This is a genomic window from Blastococcus sp. SYSU D00813, from assembly GCF_054050735.1.
On the sequence record NZ_JBJGZX010000042.1, the window covers coordinates 1 to 21,862 of the forward strand.

At 76.3% G+C, this 21,862-nt stretch carries 19 protein-coding genes; 9 read left to right on the forward strand and 10 right to left on the reverse strand.

What is annotated here, in order from left to right:
• Positions 1–97: 97 nt before the first annotated feature.
• The 3 genes from ACI8AX_RS20605 to ACI8AX_RS20615 form a co-directional block, all read right to left on the reverse strand.
• Positions 98–586, reverse strand: coding sequence for a hypothetical protein (locus ACI8AX_RS20605; RefSeq protein WP_456551732.1), 489 nt, complete (start codon positions 584–586; stop codon positions 98–100).
• A gap of 167 nt (positions 587–753) precedes the next feature.
• Positions 754–2,232, reverse strand: coding sequence for an NAD-dependent succinate-semialdehyde dehydrogenase (locus ACI8AX_RS20610; protein ID WP_456551733.1), 1,479 nt, complete (start codon positions 2,230–2,232; stop codon positions 754–756).
• A gap of 232 nt (positions 2,233–2,464) precedes the next feature.
• Complete coding sequence (locus tag ACI8AX_RS20615; protein WP_456551734.1) at positions 2,465–3,775, reverse strand: alpha-hydroxy-acid oxidizing protein; 1,311 nt, start codon at positions 3,773–3,775, stop codon at positions 2,465–2,467.
• Positions 3,776–4,013: 238 nt separating this feature from the next.
• Here ACI8AX_RS20615 and ACI8AX_RS20620 point away from each other — a divergent pair, with 238 nt between their 5' ends.
• The 9 genes from ACI8AX_RS20620 to ACI8AX_RS20660 all read left to right on the forward strand — a co-directional run bounded on the left by ACI8AX_RS20620 (position 4,014) and on the right by ACI8AX_RS20660 (position 13,471).
• Positions 4,014–4,931, forward strand: coding sequence for a hypothetical protein (locus ACI8AX_RS20620; RefSeq protein WP_456551735.1), 918 nt, complete (start codon positions 4,014–4,016; stop codon positions 4,929–4,931).
• Between the two features lie 25 nt (positions 4,932–4,956).
• Positions 4,957–5,451, forward strand: a complete 495-nt coding sequence (locus ACI8AX_RS20625) for a MarR family winged helix-turn-helix transcriptional regulator (protein ID WP_456551736.1) — start codon at positions 4,957–4,959, stop codon at positions 5,449–5,451.
• A gap of 208 nt (positions 5,452–5,659) precedes the next feature.
• Positions 5,660–7,132, forward strand: coding sequence for an HAD-IIIA family hydrolase (locus ACI8AX_RS20630; RefSeq protein WP_456551737.1), 1,473 nt, complete (start codon positions 5,660–5,662; stop codon positions 7,130–7,132).
• Positions 7,129–8,175, forward strand: a complete 1,047-nt coding sequence (locus tag ACI8AX_RS20635; RefSeq protein ID WP_456551738.1) for a glycosyltransferase family 9 protein — start codon at positions 7,129–7,131, stop codon at positions 8,173–8,175. The genes ACI8AX_RS20630 and ACI8AX_RS20635 overlap by 4 nt, the downstream gene beginning before the upstream one ends.
• The gene (locus ACI8AX_RS20640; RefSeq protein ID WP_456551739.1) at positions 8,172–9,176 is read left to right on the forward strand and encodes a glycosyltransferase; all 1,005 of its coding nucleotides are present in this window, start codon (positions 8,172–8,174) and stop codon (positions 9,174–9,176) included. The genes ACI8AX_RS20635 and ACI8AX_RS20640 overlap by 4 nt, the downstream gene beginning before the upstream one ends.
• Complete coding sequence (locus tag ACI8AX_RS20645) at positions 9,173–10,396, forward strand: glycosyltransferase (RefSeq protein WP_456551740.1); 1,224 nt, start codon at positions 9,173–9,175, stop codon at positions 10,394–10,396. The genes ACI8AX_RS20640 and ACI8AX_RS20645 overlap by 4 nt, the downstream gene beginning before the upstream one ends.
• Positions 10,393–11,073 carry a D-sedoheptulose-7-phosphate isomerase gene (locus ACI8AX_RS20650; RefSeq protein ID WP_456551741.1) on the forward strand — a complete coding sequence of 227 codons (681 nt, stop codon included), beginning with the start codon at positions 10,393–10,395 and terminating at the stop codon, positions 11,071–11,073. Before ACI8AX_RS20645 ends, ACI8AX_RS20650 begins: the two co-directional genes overlap by 4 nt.
• Positions 11,070–12,464, forward strand: a complete 1,395-nt coding sequence (rfaE2, locus tag ACI8AX_RS20655) for a D-glycero-beta-D-manno-heptose 1-phosphate adenylyltransferase (protein ID WP_456551742.1) — start codon at positions 11,070–11,072, stop codon at positions 12,462–12,464. The genes ACI8AX_RS20650 and rfaE2 overlap by 4 nt, the downstream gene beginning before the upstream one ends.
• Before the next feature lie 56 nt (positions 12,465–12,520).
• On the forward strand, positions 12,521–13,471 hold the full coding sequence (locus tag ACI8AX_RS20660) for a glycosyltransferase family 9 protein (RefSeq protein WP_456551743.1): 951 nt from the start codon (positions 12,521–12,523) through the stop codon (positions 13,469–13,471).
• 8 nt (positions 13,472–13,479) lie between these two features.
• On the opposite strand, the gene ACI8AX_RS20665 is transcribed toward ACI8AX_RS20660, so the two are convergent.
• From ACI8AX_RS20665 to ACI8AX_RS20695, 7 genes are all read right to left on the reverse strand, one after another.
• Positions 13,480–15,129, reverse strand: a complete 1,650-nt coding sequence (locus tag ACI8AX_RS20665) for a substrate-binding domain-containing protein (RefSeq protein ID WP_456551744.1) — start codon at positions 15,127–15,129, stop codon at positions 13,480–13,482.
• A 98-nt stretch (positions 15,130–15,227) separates the two neighbouring features.
• Positions 15,228–16,205: a UDP-glucuronic acid decarboxylase family protein gene (locus tag ACI8AX_RS20670; protein ID WP_456551745.1), complete on the reverse strand. Its 978-nt coding sequence runs from the start codon at positions 16,203–16,205 to the stop codon at positions 15,228–15,230.
• 293 nt (positions 16,206–16,498) lie between these two features.
• On the reverse strand, positions 16,499–17,863 hold the full coding sequence (locus tag ACI8AX_RS20675; protein ID WP_456551746.1) for an ABC transporter substrate-binding protein: 1,365 nt from the start codon (positions 17,861–17,863) through the stop codon (positions 16,499–16,501).
• A gap of 118 nt (positions 17,864–17,981) precedes the next feature.
• Complete coding sequence (locus tag ACI8AX_RS20680) at positions 17,982–19,160, reverse strand: branched-chain amino acid ABC transporter permease (RefSeq protein WP_456551747.1); 1,179 nt, start codon at positions 19,158–19,160, stop codon at positions 17,982–17,984.
• A gap of 2 nt (positions 19,161–19,162) precedes the next feature.
• Entirely contained in the window at positions 19,163–20,050 is an 888-nt protein-coding gene (locus tag ACI8AX_RS20685; protein WP_456551748.1) for a branched-chain amino acid ABC transporter permease, read from the reverse strand.
• A gap of 30 nt (positions 20,051–20,080) precedes the next feature.
• Entirely contained in the window at positions 20,081–20,872 is a 792-nt protein-coding gene (locus tag ACI8AX_RS20690) for an ABC transporter ATP-binding protein (protein WP_456551749.1), read from the reverse strand.
• Positions 20,865–21,758, reverse strand: a complete 894-nt coding sequence (locus ACI8AX_RS20695; RefSeq protein WP_456551750.1) for an ABC transporter ATP-binding protein — start codon at positions 21,756–21,758, stop codon at positions 20,865–20,867. Before ACI8AX_RS20695 ends, ACI8AX_RS20690 begins: the two co-directional genes overlap by 8 nt.
• Positions 21,759–21,862: the final 104 nt, after the last annotated feature.

Here is a 21,862-nt window from a genome sequence, read left to right on the forward strand (position 1 = left end):
GGGGGGGGCGCCCCCCCCCCCCCCCCCCCCCCCCCCCCCCCCGCGGCCGGGCCCCCCCCCCCCCCCCCCCCCCCCCCCCCCCCCCCCCCCCCCCACCTCAGGCGAGACCGAGCTCGGCGCAGGTGTCGGCGAGCGTCTCCAGGCCACCGATGGTCGCGTCGATCTCCTCGACGCCCTCGCCGGCGGCGAGGGCGGGCCCGACCTCGGCGGCGCTGGCGCTGATCTCCTCGGCGGTCCCGCGGACGGTGTCGGAGACCTCGTCGGCGGGGACGGCGTCGATGTCGGCGGCCAGGGTCTCGGCGGCCGCGGTCAGCTCCGACAGATCATCGGTGGCGCCGCTGCCGACGTAGTCGTAGGCGTCGACGAAGGCCTGGCCGTCGGCCGCGTACAGCGCGCACACGTCGGCGTCCCCGGGGGCGGCCGAGCCCTCCTCGACGGTGCCGGCCGCGCCGGCGTCCCCGGCCGCCGCCACGACGTCGGCGACGTCGGCGGCGGAGGGCTCGTCGTCGCCGCCGCAGGCGGTCAGGACGAGGGCGGCGGCGCCCAGGGCGAGCAGGGCGGTGCCGGTACGGGCGGTGGTGCGCATGGGGTTCGGGCTCCTCGATCGGGCGGTGGGGTGGCCGGACGGCCGTCCACCGTGTCGGGAGGAGCCTCGGTCCCGGTGCTTGCGCGCCCCTTGCGTGCTGCTGCGGCCCTCTTGCGGGGGCCCGCCGCGAGCGTGCGAGCGGTGGGCCCCCGCACGAGGGTCCTACGTCAGAGCGGGAAGGAGATGTACTTCGTCTGCAGGTACTCGGCCAGGCCCTCGTGGCCGCCCTCCCGGCCGATGCCGCTCTGCTTGACCCCGCCGAAGGGCGCGGCCGGGTCGCTCACCACGCCGCGGTTGAGCCCGACCATGCCCGACTCCAGGGCCTCGGCCAGCCGCAGGCCGCGGGCGAGGTCGCCGGTGAAGACGTAGGAGACCAGCCCGTACTCCGTGCCGTTGGCCAGCGCGAGCACCTCGTCGTCGGAGGTGAACCGCACGATCGGGGCCACCGGGCCGAAGATCTCCTCCTCAGTGGCGGGCGAGCCGGCGGGCACGTCGAGCAGCACCGTCGGCGGGTAGAAGTACCCCGGGCCCTCGGGCCGCTCGCCGCCGACGACCACCCGCGCCCCGGCGTCGACGGTCTCCCGCACGATCCGCTCGACCTTGCCGACGGTCTCCTCGTTGACCAGCGGGCCGAGCCCCACGCCGTCGTCGTCGCCGCGGCCCAGGGTCAGCGCGCCCATCCGCTCGGCCAGCCGGCGGCCGAACTCGTCGGCGACGGCGTCCTCGACGTAGAAGCGGTTGGCGGCGGTGCACGCCTCGCCGCCGTTGCGCAGCTTCGCGACCATCGCGCCCTCGACGGCCGCGTCGAGGTCGGCGTCGGCGCAGACGATGAACGGCGCGTTCCCGCCCAGCTCCATCGAGCTCACCAGGACCTGGTCGGCGGCCTGCTTGAGCAGGGTGCGGCCCACCTCGGTCGAGCCGGTGAAGCTGACCTTGCGCAGCCGCGGGTCGGTCATCGCGGCGCCGGCGACGTCCTTCGCGCCGGTGGTCGGCAGCACGCTGAGGACGCCCTCGGGCAGCCCCGCCTCGGCGAGCACCTCGGCCAGGACCAGGGCGGTCAGCGGCGTCTCCGCGGCGGGCTTGACCACCACGGGGCAGCCGGCGGCGAACGCCGGCCCGAGCTTGCGCGTGAGCATGGCCGCCGGGAAGTTCCACGGGGTGATCGCCAGGCAGATCCCCACCGGCTGCCGGAGGACGACGGTGCGCGTGCCGCCGGCCGGCGCCACCCGGTAGTCGCCGTCGATGCGCACCGCCTCCTCGCTGAACCAGCGGAAGAACTCGGCGGCGTAGGCGAGCTCGCCGCGGGCGTCGGTCAGCGTCTTGCCGTTCTCGCGGACCATGAGCAGGGCGAGGTCGTCGGCCCGCGGGCCGGTCATCGCCTCGAACGCGCGGCGCAGGACCTCGCTCCGCTGGCGCGGCGGGGTGGCCGCCCAGCCGGCCGCGGCGGCCTCGGCGGCGTCCATGGCGGCGCGGGCGTCGTCGGCGGTGGCGTCGGCGACGCGGGCGAGCACGGAGCCGTCGGCCGGGTCGTGGACGTCGAACTCGCCGCCGCCGGCGCTCGCACTCCACTGGCCGCCGACGAAGAGCCGGGTGGGGACCGGACGGCTGATCCCCGGGACGCTGACGGTGGTGTCGCTGCTGGTCACGTTCCCATCCTGCGCCTCCGCGCGCCCACCGGCAGGGGCGCGGAGCGGAGGGGAGATGTGGGGCGGGGGGCCGGCTCTGGCGGTCTGGCCGCGTTGGTCGGTCCATCCAGCGGTGGATGGCCAGTGGTTTCCCGGCTTCCCCCGCCCGACACAACTGTGACCCGCGCCACAGCCGAGGGTCAAGCCCTGGCGGCGTGTCGCCGGAGCGCCCCAGGTCAGCGCCGCGGCGGTCTCACCCGACCCGCCGGAGGACCTCCGGGGAGAGCTCGCCCACCGAGGTGAGGCCGGCCAGGCCCAGCGTCAGGTCGAACTCGCCGAGCACGTCGGAGACCACCTGCCGCACGCCCTCCTCCCCGGCCAGGCCCAGGCCCCACGCGAACGGCCGGCCCAGCAGCACCGCCCGGGCGCCCAGCGCGACGGCGACCAGCGCGTCGGCACCGCTGCGGACCCCGCTGTCGAGCAGCACCGGCGCCCGGCCGCCCACCGCGGCCACGACGTCGGGCAGCGCGTCCAGGGCGGCGATCGAGCGGTCCACCTGCCGCCCGCCGTGCGTGCTGACGACGAGGCCGTCGACGCCCTCGTCGAGGGCCCGGCGCGCGTCGTCGGGGTGCAGCACGCCCTTGAGCACGATCGGCAGCCGCGTCCGCTCCCGCAGCCAGGCGAGGTCGGTCCAGGTGATGGAGGGCCGCGAGTAGATCGCCAGGAAGGTCTCCACCGCGGCGCGCGGCAGCGGCGAGCGCAGGTTCTCCAGCAGCGGTCCGGGCCAGGCCCGGGCCATGCCGACGAGGGCGCGGACCGCGGCCAGCGTCGGGCGCGGCTGCCGGTCCCGCTCGGCCGAGGCGCCGGGCTCGGCCGGGGCGGGGGTCGCCGCGGCGTGCTCGGCGACCAGCCGCCGGAACACCGGGTCCGACGTGTACTGCGCGATGCCCTTGCCCAGCGCGAACGGCAGGTGCCCGAGGTCGAGGTCGCGCGGGCGCCAGCCGAGCATCGTGGTGTCGAGGGTGACCACCAGCGCCTCGCAGCCGCAGGCCTCGGCGCGGGCGACCAGGCTCTCGACCAGTTCGTCGGAGGTCGACCAGTACATCTGGAACCACCGGGGCGCGTCGGCCATGGCGCCGGCGCAGGTCTCCATCGGCACCGACGCCTGGTTGGAGAACACCATCGGCACGCCGAGCCCGGCCGCGGCGCGGGCCACCGCCAGGTCGGCCTCCGGGTGGACCAGCTCGAGCGCGCCCACCGGGCCGAGCAGCAGCGGCGCCGGCAGCCGTCGCCCGAACAGCTCCACGGAGGTGTCGCGCACGCTCACGTCCCGCAGCACCCGCGGCACGACGGCCCACCGGTCGAAGGCGTCGCGGTTGGCCCGCTGGGTCGCCTCGTCCCCGGCGCCGCCGGCGACGTAGGCGTAGGCCCGCGCGTCCAGCCTCCGGCGCGCGGCGCGCTGCAGGGCCCGGGCGACGGTGGGCACCCGCGGCGTGCGGCCGTACACACCCGCCCGGTAGATGTCGTTCTGGCGCTGGCGTCCGGTCCCGGCTGCGGAGGTCACGCACGTCACGCTAGGACGCCGCCGCACCCGGGGCCGACCGAGGGCGTGTCCCGACTTTCTGCCGACACGCCGCGCCGACACGCCAGAAGCGTCAGTGACACACCGTCCAGGCGCTGTCACAGCAGCCATCATGTGGGGGCCGGCGCGATCGAGCTCCGACCGCACCGGCAAGCACGACTGCTCGAGGGGGAACTGCGTGCCGTCCGGTGCGTCGCCGAGGGTCGTCCGCAGGTCCGCCGTGCTCGGCGGCCTCGCGGCCGGCCTGATCACTCTGGGTGTCGCGGCGGCGGGTCCGGCCCTCGCCGTCGACGACCCCACCCGACCCGACGCCCGGGTCACCATGGGTCCCAGCTGCCGGCCCGGCGGCGTCGCCGTCGAGGTGACCGGCGGGAGCGTGCCGTACGACGTCGTCCTCGCCACCACCCGGCAGCCCGCCGGCGAGGACCGCGCGCGCGTCGACCCCGGCCAGGTGGTGGAGCTGACCACCGGCGACGTCGACTGGGGCGAGCGGATCGACTCCCGGTTGCTGTTCACCGCCCTCGACGGCTCCGGCGTCACCTACGTCGACGAGCTCCCCGGCTTCGAGTTCACCCGGCCCGCCGAGGAGGACTGCGCCGCCATCGCGCCGCCCCCGGGGGAGCCGACGGTGCCGCCGATGAGCGGCTCCACCGACGCCCCGGCGGGCACCGGGACCGACGACCTCCCGCCCGACGGCGGGGGCGTCCCCATGCCGGGCGTGGACGCCGGCCCGCCGAGCCCCGCCGCCTCCGTGGCCGCCACCTCCCGCGTCGCCGCCGGCGAGGTCGTGACGCTGACGGCCTCGGGCTTCGCCGCGGGCGAGGAGGTCAGCCTGCGGCTGGCCGACGGCACGGACCTCGGCACGTCGGTGGCCGACATCGACGGGGTGGTCGCCGTCGACGTGCGCATCCCGGCCGGCGCCGCTCCGGGGGCGACCACGCTGGAGGTGGTCGGCGCCGTCACCGCGACGACGGTCGCGGTCGACCTCCAGATCGCGTCGAGCAGCACCCCCGTGAACGACGGCGGGCCGACGTGGCCGCTGGTCCTCGGCGGGACGGCGGTGGCCCTGGCCGCCGGGGCGGTCGGCGTGACCGCGCTGCGCCGCCGCGCCCGGCAGCCGGCGTCCGGGAGCGCCTGACGCCGACTTCGGCGACCATGGACGGGTGCCCCCGGACTCCGTGCTGGCCCCCGCCGTCCCCGACGTCGCGGACGTCCCCGGCGCCGGGCCGCGGCCGGAGGAGACCTGGCTGCGCATCGTCCAGGTGCACGACCGCATCACCCGGCGCGTGGACTCCGCGCTGCACCGCCAGCACGGCATCTCGCTGACCGGCTTCGAGGCGCTGCGCCGGATCGCCGAGGCGCCGGGGGAGCGGGCCAGCATGGGCGAGGTCGCCGAGGCGCTGGGCCTCTCGCGGGCGGGCGTCACCAGCACCGTGACCCGGCTGGTCGGCGAGGGGCTCGTCGTCCGGGAGCGCGCCGCCGACGACCGCCGCCTGTTGCACGCCAAGCTGACCGACGCCGGTCGCGCCAAGCTGCGCGAGGCCGGCCCCACGCACGACGACCTGGTGGCGCACCTGCTCACCCGTCTGGGTGACGACGCCTCCGTGGTGACCGACGCGCTCGCGCGGGTCTCCGCCGCCGCCCGGTCCCGCCGCTGACCCCGGCGGAGCCCCCGCCACCGGCCTGACCAGCACCGGAGTCGCCACCCCCAGCTCCACGGACCGCTCTTCCCCAGGTCCGGTCGTCTCCTCGGCGCCCGGCCCACGGCTGCGGCCGCCGAAAACTTCAAGCCCGTAGTGTTTCCGCACAGGATCGGCCGGGCACGACGCGATCGTGCATGGGGTACTCGGGCGCGTCACGGTCGTCGTGCCGACCATCGGCCGGCCGTCGCTGGACGCGCTGCTCGACGCCCTCGCCGCCGCGCCGGGCGGGCGTCCGGCGGAGATCGTGCTGGTCGACGACCGTCGCTCCGGCCCGCCGCTGCGGCCCGACCGCCCCGGCCTGCCGCCGGTCCGCGTCGTCCGCACCGGTGGTGGCGGCCCGGCCCGGGCGCGCAACCTCGGCTGGCGCGTCGCCCGGACCGAGTGGATCGCCTTCCTCGACGACGACGTCGTCCCCGACCCCGACTGGTACCAGCGGCTGGCCGCGGATCTGTCGGCCCTCGCGTCGGACGTGGCGGGCAGCCAGGGCCGGGTGCGGGTCCCGCTGCCGGCGGACCGCCGGCCCACCGACTGGGAGCGCGGCACCGCCGGGCTGGCCACCAGCGCCTGGATCACCGCCGACCTCGCCTACCGCCGCAGCGCGCTGGCTGCCGTCGGCGGCTTCGACGAGCGCTTCCCCCGCGCCTTCCGGGAGGACTCCGACCTCGCCCTGCGGGTGATGGACACCGGTGCCCGGCTGGTCCGCGGGCAGCGGTGGACCACCCACCCGGTCCGGCCGACCGACCGCTGGGTCAGCGTGCGGGTGCAGGCCGGCAACGCCGACGACGTCCTCATGCGCCGGCTGCACGGGCCCGACTGGCGGGCGCCGCACCGCGCCGACGCGCCGCTGGGCCGCCGTCCGCAGCACCTGGCCGTCACCGCGGCCGCGGTCGCGGCGGCCGGCCTGGCCGCCGCCCGCCGGCCCCGCGCCGCGGCGGCCGCCGCCCTGGCCTGGCTGGCCGGCACCGCCGAGTTCGCCCACGCCCGCATCGCGCCGGGCCCGCGGGACCGCGCCGAGGTCACGACCATGCTGGCCACCAGCGCGGTCATCCCGCCGCTGGCCACCTGGCACTTCCTGCGCGGTGTCGTGCAGCACCGGCGGGTGACCCGCTGGCGGGGCCTGCCCGACCTCGTGCTGTTCGACCGCGACGGGACGCTCGTCCGCGACTACCCCTACAACGGGGACCCGGCCCTGGTGAAGCCCGTTCCCGGGGCGCGGGAGGCCGTCGACGCGTTGCGCGCCCGCGGCGTGCGGGTGGGCGTGGTCAGCAACCAGTCCGGCGTGGCCCGGGGGCTGATCACCCGCGAGCAGGTCGACGCCTGCATGGCCCGGCTCGAGGAGCTGCTCGGCCCCTTCGACACCGTCCAGTACTGCCCGCACGGCCCGGACGACGGCTGCTCCTGCCGCAAGCCCGCGCCCGGCATGGTGAAGGCCGCCTGCGCCGAGCTCGGCGTCGAGCCCGCCCGCTGCGTGGTCATCGGGGACATCGCCGCCGACGTCGACGCCGCCGAGGCCGCGGGCGCCGTCGGGATCATGGTCCCCACCCCGGTCACCCGCCGGTCGGAGGTGGCGGCCGCCCGGCACGTCTCCGCGACGCTGACCGAGGCGGTCGACGGCGTCCTGGCGGGACAGTGGTGACCGCCCCCGGACCCGCTCCCACGCCGCGCCGGCGCGGCACCGTCCTGGTCGCGCGGCTCGACAACGCCGGGGACGTCCTCCTGCAGGGACCGCTGGTCCGCGCGGTCGCCGCCGGCGCCGACCGCGTCGTCCTCCTCGCCGGCCCCGCCGGTGCCGCGGCCGCCGAGCTGCTGCCCGGGGTCGACGAGGTCTGGACCTGGGCCTGCCCGTGGATCCTCGGCGACCCGCCGCCGGTCGACGCCGCGGACCTGGCCGCGCTCACCGAGCGGGTCCGCGCCCTGGCGCCCGACGAGGCCGTGGTCTCGACGTCGTTCCACCAGTCGCCGCTGCCGCTGGCGCTGCTCCTGCGTGCGGCCGGGGTGCCGCGGATCTCGGCGACGAGCGTCGACTACCCCGGCTCGCTGCTCGACGTCCGGCACCGGGTCGGCGCCGAGGACGACGCGGACCTGCCCGAGCCCGAGCGCGCCCTGTCCCTGGCTCGCGCGGCCGGCTTCGAGCTGCCCGAGGGCGACGACGGCCGGCTCGCCGTGCGGCGTCCGCTCCCGGAGACCGGGCGCGAGCCCGGGTACGTCGTGCTGCACCCCGGCGCCTCCGTGCCGGCGCGCGCCTGGCCGGCGCAGCTGTGCGCCGAGGCCGTCGAGGCCCTGGCCGACGCCGGCCACCGCGTGCTGGTCACCGGCGGGCCGGGGGAGCGGGCGCTGACCGCCGCCGTCGCCGGCACCCGCGGCGAGGACCTCGGCGGCGCCACGAGCCTGGCCGAGATGGCCGCGCTGCTCGACGGTGCCGCGGCCGTCGTGGTCGGCAACACCGGCCCGGCGCACCTGGCCGCCGCCGTCGGCACCCCCGTCGTCTCCCTGTTCGCCCCGGTCGTGCCGGCCGCGCGGTGGGCGCCCTACGGCGTGCCCACGGTGCTGCTCGGCGACCAGGACGCCCCCTGCCGCGACACCCGGGCCCGCGTCTGCCCGGTGCCCGGCCACCCCTGCCTGACGTCGGTGAGCGCAGCCGACGTCGTCGCCGCGGTAGAGAAACTGGTGAGTGCATGAGGGTCCTGCTCTGGCACGTGCACGGCTCCTGGACGACGGCGTTCGTGGAGGGCGACCACGAGTACCTGATCCCCGTCGTGGACGGCCCCGGGGGGAGCCGCAGCCCCGACGGCCTCGGCCGGGCACGGACCTGGGACTGGCCGGCGTCGGCGCGCGAGGTGACGCCGGACGAGCTGCGCGGCATCAGCGACGACGGCGGGATCGACGTCGTCGTCCTGCAGCGCACCCGCGACCTCGAGCTGTGCCGCGAGTGGCTGGGCCGCGAGCCCGGCCGCGACCTGCCGGCGGTCTTCCTCGAGCACAACGCGCCCGGCCTGGACGACGGAGCCGCACCGGTACCCCTCACGGTGCACCCGCTGGCCGACCGCGACGACGTCCCGATCGCCCACGTCACCCACTTCAACCGGCTCTTCTACGACAACGGCCGCGCCCCGACGACCGTGATCGAGCACGGCATCGTCGACCCGGGGGAGCGGTGGACCGGCGAGCTCGCCCGCGCGGCGGTGGTGAGCAACGAGCCGGTCCGCCGCGGCCGCACCGTCGGCGCCGACCTGCTGCCGGGGCTGGCCGCCGTCGCCCCCGTCGACGTGTTCGGCATGGGCCTGGCCGGGCTGCACGAGCGGTACGGCCTCGACCCCGACCGGGTGGCGCTGTTCGACGACCCGCCGCAGGCGGCGATGCACGCCGAGCTGGCCCGCCGCCGGGTCTACGTGCACCCGGTGCGGTGGACCTCGCTGGGCCTGTCGCTGCTGGAGGCCATGCACCTGGGCATGCCGGTCGTCGCGCTGGCCACCACGGAGGTGGTCGAGGCGGTGCCGGAGGGGGCCGGGGTCGTCTCGACCCGGCCCGAGCGGCTGTGGGAGGCCGTGCGGGCCTACCTGGACGACCCGGACGCCGCCCGGCTCGCCGGCAAGGCCGCCCGCGCGGCGGCGCTCGAGCGGTACGGCCTGGCCCGCTTCCTGGCGGACTGGGATGTGCTCCTGGAGGAGGTCACCCGATGAAGATCGCGCTGGTCAGCGAGCACGCCTCGCCCCTGGCCGCCATCGGCGGCGTGGACGCCGGCGGCCAGAACGTGCACGTCGCCGCGCTCGCGTCGGGCCTGGCCGCCCGCGGCCACGACGTCACCGTGCACACCCGCCGCGACGACGTCGCCCTGCCCGACGAGGTCGTCACCCAGGACGGCTACCGGGTGCGGCACGTCACCGCCGGCCCGCCGGAGAACCTGCCCAAGGACGACCTCCTGCGGCACATGCCCGAGTTCGCCCGGGTGCTGCGCCGCGAGTGGGCCGCCCAGCGCCCCGACCTGGTGCACGCGCACTTCTGGATGAGCGGGCTGGCGTCGGTGGCGGCCGCCGGGGAGGTCCCGGTGCTGCAGACCTTCCACGCCCTCGGCTCGGTGAAGCGCCGGCACCAGGGCGGGGCCGACACCTCGCCACCGCAGCGGGTGGAGCTGGAGCGGTCGCTGTGCCGCACCGTGCGCCACGTCGTGGCCACCTGCTCCGACGAGGTGTTCGAGCTGCGCCGGCTGGGCCTGCCCCGCGAGCGCGTGTCGATCGTGCCGTGCGGCGTCGACACCTCGGTGTTCACGCCCAAGGGCCCGGTCGCCCCGCGCACCGGCCGGCCGCGGCTGCTGGTGCTCGGCCGGCTGGTGGAGCGCAAGGGCCAGGACGACGCCGTCCGCGCCCTGGCCGCCGTCCCCGACGCCGAGCTGGTCGTCGTCGGCGGTCCGCCGGCCGCCGAGCTGGACCGCGACCCCGAGGTGCGCCGGCTGCGCGCCGTCGCCGCCGAGGCCGGGGTCGCCGACCGGCTGTGCTTCACCGGCGCCGTCGCGCGCGCCGACGTGCCCGCGTGGGTGCGCTCGGCCGACGTCGTCCTCGCCGTCCCCTGGTACGAGCCCTTCGGCATCACCCCGCTGGAGGCCATGGCCTGCGGCCGGCCCGTCGTGGCCACCGCCGTCGGGGGTCTCGTCGACAGCGTCGTCGACGGGACCACCGGCGTCCTGGTCCCGCCCCGGGACCCCGCGGCGCTCGGCGAGGCGGTGGCCGGCCTGCTGGCCGACGACGCCCGCCGCGCCGCCTACGGCGCCGCGGGTGTCCGCCGCGCCCGCTCCCGCTACCGGTGGGCACGCGTCGTCGCCGACACCGAGGCCGTCTACCGCCAGGTCCTGGAGACCCCCCTGTCCGAGCACAGCGACGAGCGCCCCGTGGAGGCCGTCCGATGAGCAGTGTCCCCCTGAGCGCGGCCCCCCATTCCGCCGGCGAGGTCGTCTCGCCCGACACCTGCACCCACCTGACCGGGCACGACCACGTCGCCTCGCTGACCGCGGCGCTGCGCGACGTCACCGGGCACGTCGACACCCTCGACCGCTGGGGCCGGCTGCTCGCCGACGTCCTGTGCGGGGAGCACCGCGGGCGGCTGCTCGCGGCCGGCAACGGCGGCAGCGCGGCGCAGGCCCAGCACCTGACCGCCGAGCTGGTCGGCCGCTACCGCGCCGACCGGGCGCCGTTCTCCGCGATCTGCCTGACCGCGGAGACCTCCTCGCTGACGGCGATCGCCAACGACTACCCGGCCGACGAGCTGTTCGCCCGCCAGGTGGAGGCGCACGGCCGCGCCGGCGACGTGCTGGTGCTGCTGTCGACCAGCGGCCGCTCGCCCAACGCCGTCGCCGCCGCGCGGCGGGCCCGGGAGTGCGGCATCACCGTGCTGGCCATGACCGGCCCGGCGCCCAACCCGCTGGCCGCGGAGGCCGACGAGGCCATCTGCATCGACTCGGCCTGGACGGCGACCGTGCAGGAGTGCCACCTGGTCGCCCTGCACCTGCTGTGCGCCGCCTTCGACGCCGCGGTGCTGGCCGAGCCGGCGCGGATCCCGCAGTCCCGGCTCGGGGTCGCGCAGTGAGCGCGGCGGGCGACGCGCGGCCGCTGGTGGTCGTCGGCGACGCGCTGCTCGACGTCGACCTGGTCGGCACGGCGTCCCGGCTCACCCCGGACGCGCCGGTGCCGGTCGTCGAGGGCGTGGAGACCCGCGAGCGCCCCGGCGGCGCGGCGCTGGCCGCGGTGATCGCCGCGGCGCAGACCGCCCGCCCGGTCGTGCTGGTCACCCCGATGGCCGACGACGACGGCGCCGAGCGGCTGCGGGCGCTGCTCGCCGGCCGGGTGCGGCTGGTCGAGGTCCCGGCCACGGGCGGGACGTCGGTCAAGCAGCGCGTGCGCGTCGGCGACCACTCGGTGGTCCGCATCGACTCCGGGGACCCGGTGGTCACGCTGGGCCCGCTGCCGGACGAGGCCACCACCGTGCTGCGCGAGGCGGCCGCGGTGCTGGTCGCCGACTACGGCCGCGGGACGACGGCGGCGCCCCAGGTGCGCGAGGCGCTGGCCGCGGCCGGCGGGCCGATCGTCTGGGACCCGCACCCGCGCGGCGCCGACCCGGTGCCGCAGGCGCGGCTGGTCACCCCCAACGGCGCCGAGGCCGCCCGCGTGGCCGCGGCGGCGGGCGTGGACGCCGGGGGCGACGGGCTGGCCGCCGTCGGCGCCCGTGCCGAGGCGCTCATCCGGCACTGGGGCGTGGGCGCGGTCGCCGTGACCCTGGGCGCCCGCGGCGCGCTCCTGTCCTACGGCGGCGGCGCGCCGATGGTCGTGCCCGCCGTGCCCGCGACCGGGGACCCGTGCGGGGCCGGTGACTCCTTCGCCGCGGCGGCCGCGCTGCTGCTGGCCGACGGGGCGGTGACCGGGGAGGCGGTGGCCGGCGCCGTGGCCGCGGCGTCGGCGTTCGTCGGCCGCGGCGGGGCCTCGAACTGGGACGGCGGCGGCTCCGCCGCGCCCGCGGCCAACGTGATCGCCGAGCCGGGGGTCGACTCGGTCATCGCCCGCGTGCGCGCGGCCGGCGGCACGGTGGTGGCCACCGGCGGCTGCTTCGACCTCATCCACCCCGGCCACGTGGCCACGCTGCGGGCCGCCCGCGGGTTGGGGGACTGCCTGGTCGTGTGCATCAACTCCGACGACTCGGTGCGCCGGCTCAAGGGCCCCTCCCGGCCGCTGGTGACCGCCGCGGACCGGGCCCGGGTGCTCGAGGCGCTGGAGTTCGTCGACGCCGTCGTCGTCTTCGACGAGGACACCCCGGCCGAGGTCCTGGACCGGCTGCGGCCGGACGTGTGGGCCAAGGGCGGCGACTACGCCGGCGCGGACCTGCCCGAGGCGGCAGTGCTGCGGCGCTGGGGCGGCCAGGCCGTCGTCCTGCCGTACCTGGACGGGCACTCCACGACGGCGCTGGTCGAGCGCTCCCGGGTGTGAAGGACCCCGCTGCCCCCCACGCCTCAGAAGCTCGGCGCGGGGCCCGGAACGGGGCCGTGGACGAACCTCCCACCGCGGTCGTGCTCCGGCCGCTCGGCCTCGGCGACCTGCTCACCGGCGTGCCCGCGATCCGGGCCGTCCGGGCGGCGGTGCCCGGGCACCGGCTGGTGCTGGCCACCACCGCCGCGCTCGAGCCCCTCGCCCGGCTGGTCGACGCCGTCGACGACGTGCTGCCCGCCCGCGAGCTCGAGCCGCTGGACTGGGCGGGTCCCGCGCCCGACCTCGCCGTCGACCTGCACGGGAAGGGGCCGCTGTCGCACGTCGTCGTGGCCGACCTGCACCCGCGGCGGCTGCTCACCTTCGACAGCCCGGGCTACCCCGGACCCACCTGGTACCTCGACGAGCACGAGGTCCGGCGCTGGTGCCGGCTGGTGTCCGAGGGGCTCGGCGTCGAGGCCGACCCCGACGCGCTCGACCTCGCCGTCCCGGCCGTGCCCCCGCCGGTGACCGGGGCCGCGGTGGTCCACCCGGGCGCGGCGTACCCGGGTCGGCGCTGGCCCCCCGAGCGGTTCGCCGCCGTCGCCCGGCACCTCGCGGCGACCGGGCACGACGTGCGGGTCACCGGCGGCCCCGCGGAGGTGGAGCTGGCGCGCTCGGTCGCCGCGGCCGCCGGGCTGGGGCCGGACGCCGTCCTCGCCGGGACGACGACGTCGCTGGAGCTGGCCGCCGTCGTCGCCGCGGCCCGCGTGGTCGTCTGCGGCGACACCGGCGTCGCGCACCTGGCCACGGCCTACCGGCGGCCGTCGGTGGTGCTGTTCGGGCCGGTGTCCCCGGCGCTGTGGGGCCCGCCGGCCCGGGCCGGGCTGGGCGGGGGAGCGCTGCACGTCGTCCTCTGGCACGGCGACGGCACCGGCGACCCGTGGGGCACCGAGCTCGACCCGGCCCTGGCCCGGATCACCGTCGACGAGGTGGTCGAGTCGGTGGACGACCTGCTCGCGGCGGTCTGACCGGCCGCCTACCTCCGCCGGATGGCGTCGAAGAGGACGCCCTGCAGGTCACTGGGGTCCTGGGCGTCGTAGGCCCGCCCGCCGGTGGCCTCGCACAGCTGCCGCAGCGCCTCGAGGTCGGTGTCCGGACCGAACGCCACCCCGATGAGCTGCACCGGCCGGTCCTCGTCGGCCTCGGCCCGGAGCGTGTCGATCAGCCCCTGCAGCGAGATGCCGCCGGCGTCGTCCTCGTTCTCGCCGTCGGTGAGCAGCACGACGCTGGAGACCGCGCCCTCCTGGTAGGCGTCCTGCGCGGCCCGGAAGGCGGCCAGCGCGGTGTCGTAGAGCCCCGTCCCGCCGGGGGTGAGGGAGGCCGGCAGCGTCTCCACCGCCGCGGCCAGGGTCTCCCGCTGCGAGGTGCCCTCGACGTCGGCGTCCAGCGCCCGGATCGGCACGCTCTGCGCCCAGTCGTTGCCGCCGGAGACCTGGTAGGCGAACGTCCACAGGCCCACCGAGAACTCGTCGGGCAGCAGGGCCAGCGCCGTCCGCGCCGCGTCGACGGCGACGTCGATCCGGCGGCCGCTGCCTGCCGGCGCCTCCATGGAGGCGGAGGTGTCGATGGCGACCAGGAGGCGGGAGGGCGCCAGCACCCGGTTCGCCTGCTCGATGGCCGCCAGCGCCGCCTCGGGCTCCATGGGCAGCCGCTCGGGGGCCTCCTCCTGCGTGCCGGTGTCGGGGCCGGCAGCGTCGGGGGCGTTCCCCTCGGCGTCGCGGAACCCGGCCGCCCGGACCGCCTCGGCGCCGGCCTCCGAGGTGAGCGCGTCGACCACGGCGTCCACCGCGTCGGCGCGATCGCCCGGGTCGCCGGTCCGGATCACCGGGTAGTCCAGCGACGGCGACCCGCCCTGCGGGTACAGGGCCAGCAACTCGGAGTCGCCGGCCAGGTGGGTCGCCAGCACGTCCTGCTCGGTCGCGGCGAACAGGCCGGCATCGGCGTCGCCGGCCACCGCGGCGTCGCGGACCTGCTCGTAGGTCGCGCCCGCCTCGGAGAGGGCCAGGGAGGCCTGCAGCTCCTCGTCGGAGACCTCGATGCCGTTGCCGGTCTGTTCCACGGCCAGGGAGACGGCGATCTGCCGCGCCTCACCGGTCAGGTCCGCCGAGGGGACGGACCGGCCGTCGCTGAGGGCGGTGATGACCAGGTCCAGCCACGGCGGGGTCTCGTCGGTGAACCCCAGGTCCTCGGCCGACGCCCGGCTGGTCGCGAGGACGACGGGGGAGGTGGCCATGGAGGCGACCGGCTCGAGCTCGGCGCCCTCCACCTGCGCGGCCCAGATGGAGGAGTCGGGCAACCACACGTCGGGCAGGCCGGAGTCGGCGCCGGCGGTCAGGGCGGCGGCCGTCTGCAGCGGGTCCTCGCCGCTCACGTCGGCGGTCACGCAGCCGTCCAGCGCGTCGCCGGCCAGCAGCTCCTGCGTCACCGGGGCGAGCTCCGGCGCCACGGCGACCCGCACCGCCACCGGGTCACCGCAGGACGCGGCGTCGTCCCCGTCGGAGCCGGCCAGCCACCAGACGAGAACCCCGGCGACCAGGACGACCGCGACGAGCGCCGCGACGAGGACCCCGCGCGGAGGCGGCCAGCCGCGGCCGGTGGTGCTGGTGTGCGAGGCGTGGCGGCCCATCGATGCGCTCCGTCGTCGTCCGGACACTCATGGCGACCCCCGTCCGCCGGATCCCAGAGTAGAGGGGGACGGCAGGTGCAGGGGTGACGACGGTGCGCTCAGCCCACGGCGCGCTCGGCGAGGGCCCGCTGCTCGGCGAACCACGCCACGGTGCGCCGCAGCCCCTCCTCCGACGGCACCTCCGGACGCCAGCCCAGGAGCTGCTCGGCGCGGGTGGTGTCGGGGCGGCGGACCTTGGGGTCGTCGACCGGCAGGTCGATGAACTCGACGGGGGAGTCCGAGCCGGTCATCTCCACGACCCGCCGTGCGAGCTGCAGCATCGACAGCTCGTCGGGGTTCCCGATGTTGACCGGGCCGGCGTGACCGGACCACGCCATGGCGAGGATGCCGCGGACGGTGTCGTCGACGTAGCAGATGGAGCGGGTCTGGGACCCGTCGCCGGCCACCGTGACCGGCCGGCCGGACAGCGCCTGGCCGACGAAAGCGGGGATCGCGCGGCCGTCGTCCGGGCGCATCCGCGGGCCGTAGGTGTTGAAGATGCGCACGATGCCGGTGTCGGTGCCCTTGGAGGTCCGGTACGCCGTCGTCAACGCCTCGCTGAAGCGCTTGGCCTCGTCGTACACCCCGCGCGGCCCGACGGGGTTGACGTTGCCCCAGTACTCCTCGGTCTGGGGGTGCTGGAGCGGGTCGCCGTAGACCTCCGACGTGGAGGCCAGGACGTACCGGGCGCCCTTGTCGTGGGCCAGCCCGAGGGTGTGCAGGGTGCCGAGGCTGCCGACCTTGAGCGTCTCGATCGGCATCTTCAGGTAGTCGATGGGGCTGGCCGGTGAGGCGAAGTGCAGCACGAGGTCGACCGGCCCGGGCACGTGCACGTAGTCGGTGACGTCGCAGCGCACCAGCCGGAAGCCGGGGTGCTCCGCGAGGTGGACGACGTTCTGCGGCGAGCCGGTGAGGAAGTTGTCGAGGCAGACCACCTCGACGCCGCGCTCGAGCAGGTGCTCGCACAGGTGGGAGCCGAGGAAGCCCGCCCCGCCCGTGACCACCGCCCGCCGGATCGTCCGCGTCGCGTGCACCATCCCAGGGTCCTCCTCGGGCCGCCGGACGGGCACCGGCGCACGTCCGCGACGCTCCTACCCGGAGATCAACTCCCACACACTTAAAGGGCTGAGTGTCCTGGCCCGGCTCCGGCGGCGGGATCCGCACGGTCGACGCCACCGGCGGGTGGTGCCGGCGAGTGTGCAGATCCCGCCGGGACGCAACGGCGACGGGCCGCCGATCCGGGTGGATCGACGGCCCGCCGCAGTGGTGCACGGCCCCCTCCGGAGGCTCACCCCGAGCGTGCGAGGGGTGAGCCTCCGGAGGGGGTCCTTCAGCCGATGGCCTCCTCGTCGGGGATGCCGTTCTCCGGCGGAGCGACGGGCTCGCCGTCGAACTCCTCGATCTCCGCGTCGCCGACGTCGGTGACCAGCAGCGGCGTCAGAGGCTCGCCGACGCCCTGGTCGTTGAACTGCACCACCGACATGCCGTTGATGCCGGCGTGCCGGTCGGCGGAGTAGCGGAACTCCGTGAACAGCGGTCCCCGCCAGTCACCCCCCGCCTCCTCCACCGCGGCGACCAGGTCGTCGCCGGTGGGGTTGCGGCCGGCGGACTGCAGCGCCTGCACGGTCGTGTAGGCCATCGCCATGCCGTAGACGCGGGTGTTGGTGAGCTCGCCCTCCAGGCCGGACTCGTCCCAGATGCGCTGGAACAGCTGGATCCAGGGGTCGTCGACCTGGTCCACGGTCGGGATGTAGGAGGTCGTGTAGATGTTGGCCAGCGCCGACGCGCCGCCCACCGCGCCCTGCGAGAAGGCCGAGAGCAGGGAACCGACCAGGTCCGGAGCGGACCCGACGTTCGAGTACCACCACTGCGGCGTGTAGTTCAGGTTCCGGGCGGCCAGCTGGGTCAGCGCCGTGTACGGCGGGGTGTTGAACCCGAGCACGAAGTCGGCCCCGGAGGCCTGCAGCGCGGCGATCTGCGGCCCCACGTCGATGTTGCCGGACGTGTAGGTCTGCACCTCCACGATCTGCTCGTCGTCCAGGTACTGCCGGACGCCCCGCTCGCCGTCCTCGCCGAAGTCGTCGTCCTGGAGGAACAGCCCGACCCGCGCGTCGGGGAAGTTCTCGGCGATGTACTGGCCGATGATCTTCCCCTCGCTCTCGTAGTCGGTCTGCCAGCCGAAGGTGTACGGGAGGTTCTCCGGGTCGTCCCACAGCGAGGAGCCCGACGCGACGAAGAGGTCGGGGACCTCCTCGGTGTTGAGGAAGTCGAGGACCGCGTTGTGCGTCGGCGTGCCGAGGCCGCCGACGATGGCGAACACCTCCTCCTCCAGCACCAGCTCGCGGACCACGGTGCTGGTGTTGGTGGGGTTGTAGGCGTCGTCGCGGTAGACCCACTCGATCTGCCGGTCGTAGACGCCGCCGTTGCGGTTGACGTAGTCGAAGTACGCCTGCATGCCGGTCGGGATCTCGCTGTAGCCCGGCGCGGCGCGGCCGGTCAGCGGGAAGTGCCCGCCGAGGGTGACGGTGTCCTCGGTCATGCCGGGGCCGGTGGCCTCGTTGTCCTCGGCGGTGCCGCCACCGCCACCGCCGCCACCGCCGCCACCGCCGCCGTCGTCGCCGCCACAGGCGGCCATGGTGGTGGCGATCGTCGCCGCGGCCAGGACGCTCACGAGGCGTCGGGAATTACGCGTCAAGGGTGCTCCTTGGGTGTCGCCCGAGCAGCTCTGCCCGGGGGTCTGGAGGGTGCGCCGTGCATGGCGGCGACGGGTGGAGGAGCGCCCGTCACCGAGGCCGGTGGTCTCGTCGCGTCGCTCACCCCCCGCCGGTGCGGCCGAGCGCGCGCGCGGCCCGTCGCCGCAGCAGTGCGAGGCGGATGGTCCCCACCAGCCCTGCGGGGGCGAAGAGCATCGTCACCACGAGCAGCAGGCCGTAGACGACGAAGGAGGACTGCGAGGCCTGCGCCTCCTCCATGTCGAAGACGTCCCGGCCGAGGTCGATGAGCCACGGGGGGAGGAAGACCAGCAGCGCCGAGCCGAGCAGCGCGCCGAAGAGGCTGCCGAGGCCGCCGATCACGATGGCGGTGAGCAGGGACAGCGACAGCACCGGGAGGAACGACCCCGGCGCGGCCAGTTGCACCACGATGGCCAGCACGGCGCCCGCCAGGCCCGCGGCGGCGGCGCTCACCACGAAGGCGAGCACGCGCCAGCGCCCGAGGGAGATGCCGGCGAGCTCCGCGGCGACCTCCTGGTCGCGCACCGCGCGCCAGGTGCGGCCCATCCGGCTGCGCATCAGGTTGGCGAGGAAGAAGTAGGCGATCAGCAGGCAGGCGACGGCGATGTAGGCGACCCACTTGTCGTTGAGGCCGCGCCCCGCCGCGCCGGACAGCGACTCGATGGTCTGGTCGAACCACTCCGGCCGCTCCGGCGGCCGGACGGTGAGGCCCTGCTCGCCGCCCAGGGTGTCGCTGAAGTACAGCGCCAGCCCGGGGAGCCCGACGGCGAGCGCCAGCGTCGCGCCGGCCAGGTACGGACCGTGCAGGCGGGCGGCGGCGACGCCGACCAGGGCGCCGACGAGCGTCGTCGCGGCGACGGCGGCCAGGAAGACCAGGACCAGCGACGGCGGCTCGTCGCCCCGCTCGACGTCGAGCATCAGCGCCGTCGTGTACGCGCCGACCGCCATCAGCGCCCCGTGGCCCAGGGAGATCTGCCCGGACAGGCCGGTGAGCAGGGTCAGCCCCCCGGCGGCGACGGCGAGGTAGGCGACGTTGCCCAGCTTGATGTTCGTGTTGAGCTCGGTGCTCTCGAGCAGCAGCACGGCCAGGGCGGCGCCGGCCACCAGGACCAGCAGGTGCCGGAGGATGGTGGTGCGGGGGAGCAGGGACCGGCGTCCGGTCCCCCGGGCCGACGACGCGTTGGCCGCGGCGGTCGCCGTGGAGGGCGCGTCGTCGGACGCGGCACCCGGCTGGCCGGTGGGGGTCTGTGTCTCGCTCACGGTCACGCCCTCCGCGCTGCGGTGGTGGAGAAGAGGCCGCCGGGGCGGACCAGCAGGACGACGACGAGGATCACCAGCGCGGCCATGCCGAGCAGCGAGTCGTCGAGGTAGCCCCGCACGTAGTTGAGTGCCAGGCCCAGGAGCAGGCCGCCGACGACGGCGCCGATCGGCGAGTCCAGGCCACCCAGGACGGCGGCGACGAAGCCGAAGACGATCAGGGTGTCCATGAAGGTGGGCCCGACGAACGAGACGTCTCCGGCGATGAGCATGCCGGCCAGCGCGCCGACCGCCGCGGCGAGGGCCCAGCCCAGGGTGAGCATGCGGCCGACCCGGACGCCGAGCAGCCGGGCGACCTCCTGGCCGAAGGCCGACGCGCGCATCGCCAGCCCGAGCCGGGTGAACCGGAACAGGGCGATCAGCGCCAGCATGGTGACCAGGACCGCGGCGACGGTCCAGATCGAGTTGGGCGACAGCGAGAGCAGGGTGAAGCCCTCGCGCACCTCGTAGCCGACCTTGCTGAACGGCGGGACGAACGCCCGCTCGTCGACGCCGGCGATCAGCGCGACGAGGGCCTGGATGGCGACGAAGAGGCCCAGCGTGACGATGACGGCGTTGAGCTCGGGTCCGCCCTCGACGGGCCGGATGACGACGCGCTCGATCACCGCACCCATGACGAGGCCCGACAGCAGGGCGACGACCAGCGCGAGCCAGTACGACCCGCCGGCGTCGATGACCGCGACGGCGATGAAGGTCGTGGCCGCGGCCATCGAGCCCTGGGCGAAGTTCACGATCCGGGTGGACCGCCAGATCAGCACGAGCGCCAGGGCGAACGCGGCGTAGACCGAGCCCGAGACCACCCCGCCGAGGGTGAGGCTGAGGAATTGCTCCACGAGTGGACTGCCTCCTGAGGACGAGGGGTTCTAGAAGCCGAGGTAGGCGTGCCGCAGGTCCTCGTCGGCGGCGAGGGAGCGGGCGTCGTCGGTGACGACGACGCGGCCGAGGTTGAGGACGACACCGGTGTCGGCCACCGACAGCGCGCTGCGCGCGTTCTGCTCGACCAGGAGGACCGACAGGCCCTCGGTGTCGACCAGCTGGCGGACCAGGCCGAAGATCTGCGCGACGATCCGCGGGGCCAGACCCAGCGAGGGCTCGTCGAGCAGCAGCACCCGCGGGCGGGCGAGCAGCGCCCGGCCGATCACGAGCATCTGCCGCTCACCGCCGGAGAGCGTGTGCGCGGGGTTGTCGCGCCGCTCGGCGATCCGCGGGAAGAGGTCGTAGACCCGGTCGAACTCCTCGCGGCCGACCTTGCCCCGGAACAGGGAGCCGACCCGCAGGTTCTCGTCCACGGTCAGCTCGGCGATGACGCCGCGGCCCTCGGGCACGTGCGACATGCCGCGGGAGACCATCGCCTCCACCGGCGCCCGGGTGATGTCCTCCCCGTCGAGCAGCACCTTCCCGGCGGTGGGGCGGACCAGCCCGCTGATCGTGCGCAGCAGCGTCGTCTTCCCCGCGCCGTTGGCCCCCAGGACGGCGGTGATGCGGCCGGTCTCGGCCCGCAGCGTGACGCCGTCGAGCGCGCGGACCGGGCCGTAGGCGGCGCTCAGCCCCTGCACCTCGAGCAGCGCGGTGGCGGTCTGCGTCCCCCCGCCGGACCCGCCGACGCCCGCGGGCAGGCCCTGCCCGGACGCGGTGCTGCCGTGCGGCTCAGCCACGGCTGACCTCCTCGGTCCCGGTCGTGCGCCCGGCGCTGTGCCGGCCGGCGGAGAGCTCTGCGGCGTCGACGTCGACGTCGACGTCGTCGCCCAGGTAGGCCTCGGTCACCGCGGGGTCGGCGCGGATCTCCTCCGGCGTCCCCACGGCGATCTGGCGGCCCGAGTCCAGGACGGTGATCCGGTCGCAGACGCGCATGACCAGGTCCATGTGGTGCTCGACCAGCAGCACGCTCATCCGCGACGACAGGGTCGTGATGAGCTCGCCGAGCTCGTGCATCTCGTCCTCGGACAGACCGCTGGCCGGCTCGTCCAGGAGCAGCAGCTCCGGGTCGGCGACCAGGGCCCGGGCCAGCGCCACCCGCTTCTGCACCGGGTAGGGGAGGCTGCCCGGGTAGCGCGCGGCGTACTCGGTGGCGTCCAGCTCCGCCAGGGCGTCCATGGCCCGCAGCCGCAGCCGCTCCTCGTCCTTGTCGGCGGTCGGGATCGCGAACAGGGCCGAGAGGAACCCGGCCTTCGCGTGCCGGTGGGCGCCGACCATCACGTTCTCCAGGACGGTCATGCCCGGGAACAGGCCGACCCCCTGGAGGGTGCGCGCGATGCCGAGCTTGGCCAGCTGCGCCGGGCGCAGGCGGCGCAGCTCCGAGCCGCGCCAGGCGATGCGGCCGGCCGAGGGCCGGACGAGGCCGCACGCGACGTTGAACATCGTGGTCTTCCCGGCGCCGTTGGGCCCGATGAGGCCGTGGACCTGGCCGGGCTCGACGACGAGGGACACGTCCTCGAGGGCCGTCACGCCGCCGAAGGCGACGCTGATGCCGCTCATCTCCAGCCGGGCGGTGGGCGACCTGTCCGGTCGCTGGGTGGTGCGGTCGTGCGGCGGTTCCGCCACGGGCCCACGTCTCCTCTGGGTCGCGAGGGGTCGCCCGACCGGGTGGGAGGTCGGCGACGATTGGGTCACGGCTAGCTCCCGATGAGGTTGCCTGCCGGTGGTGA

Bases quoted from the DNA above. Each gene is read 5' to 3' on its own strand.
- ACI8AX_RS20605 (WP_456551732.1), bottom strand. From the start codon at position 586: ATGCGCACCACCGCCCGTACCGGCACCGCCCTGCTCGCCCTGGGCGCC.
- ACI8AX_RS20640 (WP_456551739.1), top strand. From the start codon at position 8,172: ATGAGGGTCCTGCTCTGGCACGTGCACGGCTCCTGGACGACGGCGTTC.
- ACI8AX_RS20645 (WP_456551740.1), top strand. From the start codon at position 9,173: ATGAAGATCGCGCTGGTCAGCGAGCACGCCTCGCCCCTGGCCGCCATC.
- ACI8AX_RS20650 (WP_456551741.1), top strand. From the start codon at position 10,393: ATGAGCAGTGTCCCCCTGAGCGCGGCCCCCCATTCCGCCGGCGAGGTC.
- ACI8AX_RS20665 (WP_456551744.1), bottom strand. From the start codon at position 15,129: ATGGGCCGCCACGCCTCGCACACCAGCACCACCGGCCGCGGCTGGCCG.
- ACI8AX_RS20670 (WP_456551745.1), bottom strand. From the start codon at position 16,205: ATGGTGCACGCGACGCGGACGATCCGGCGGGCGGTGGTCACGGGCGGG.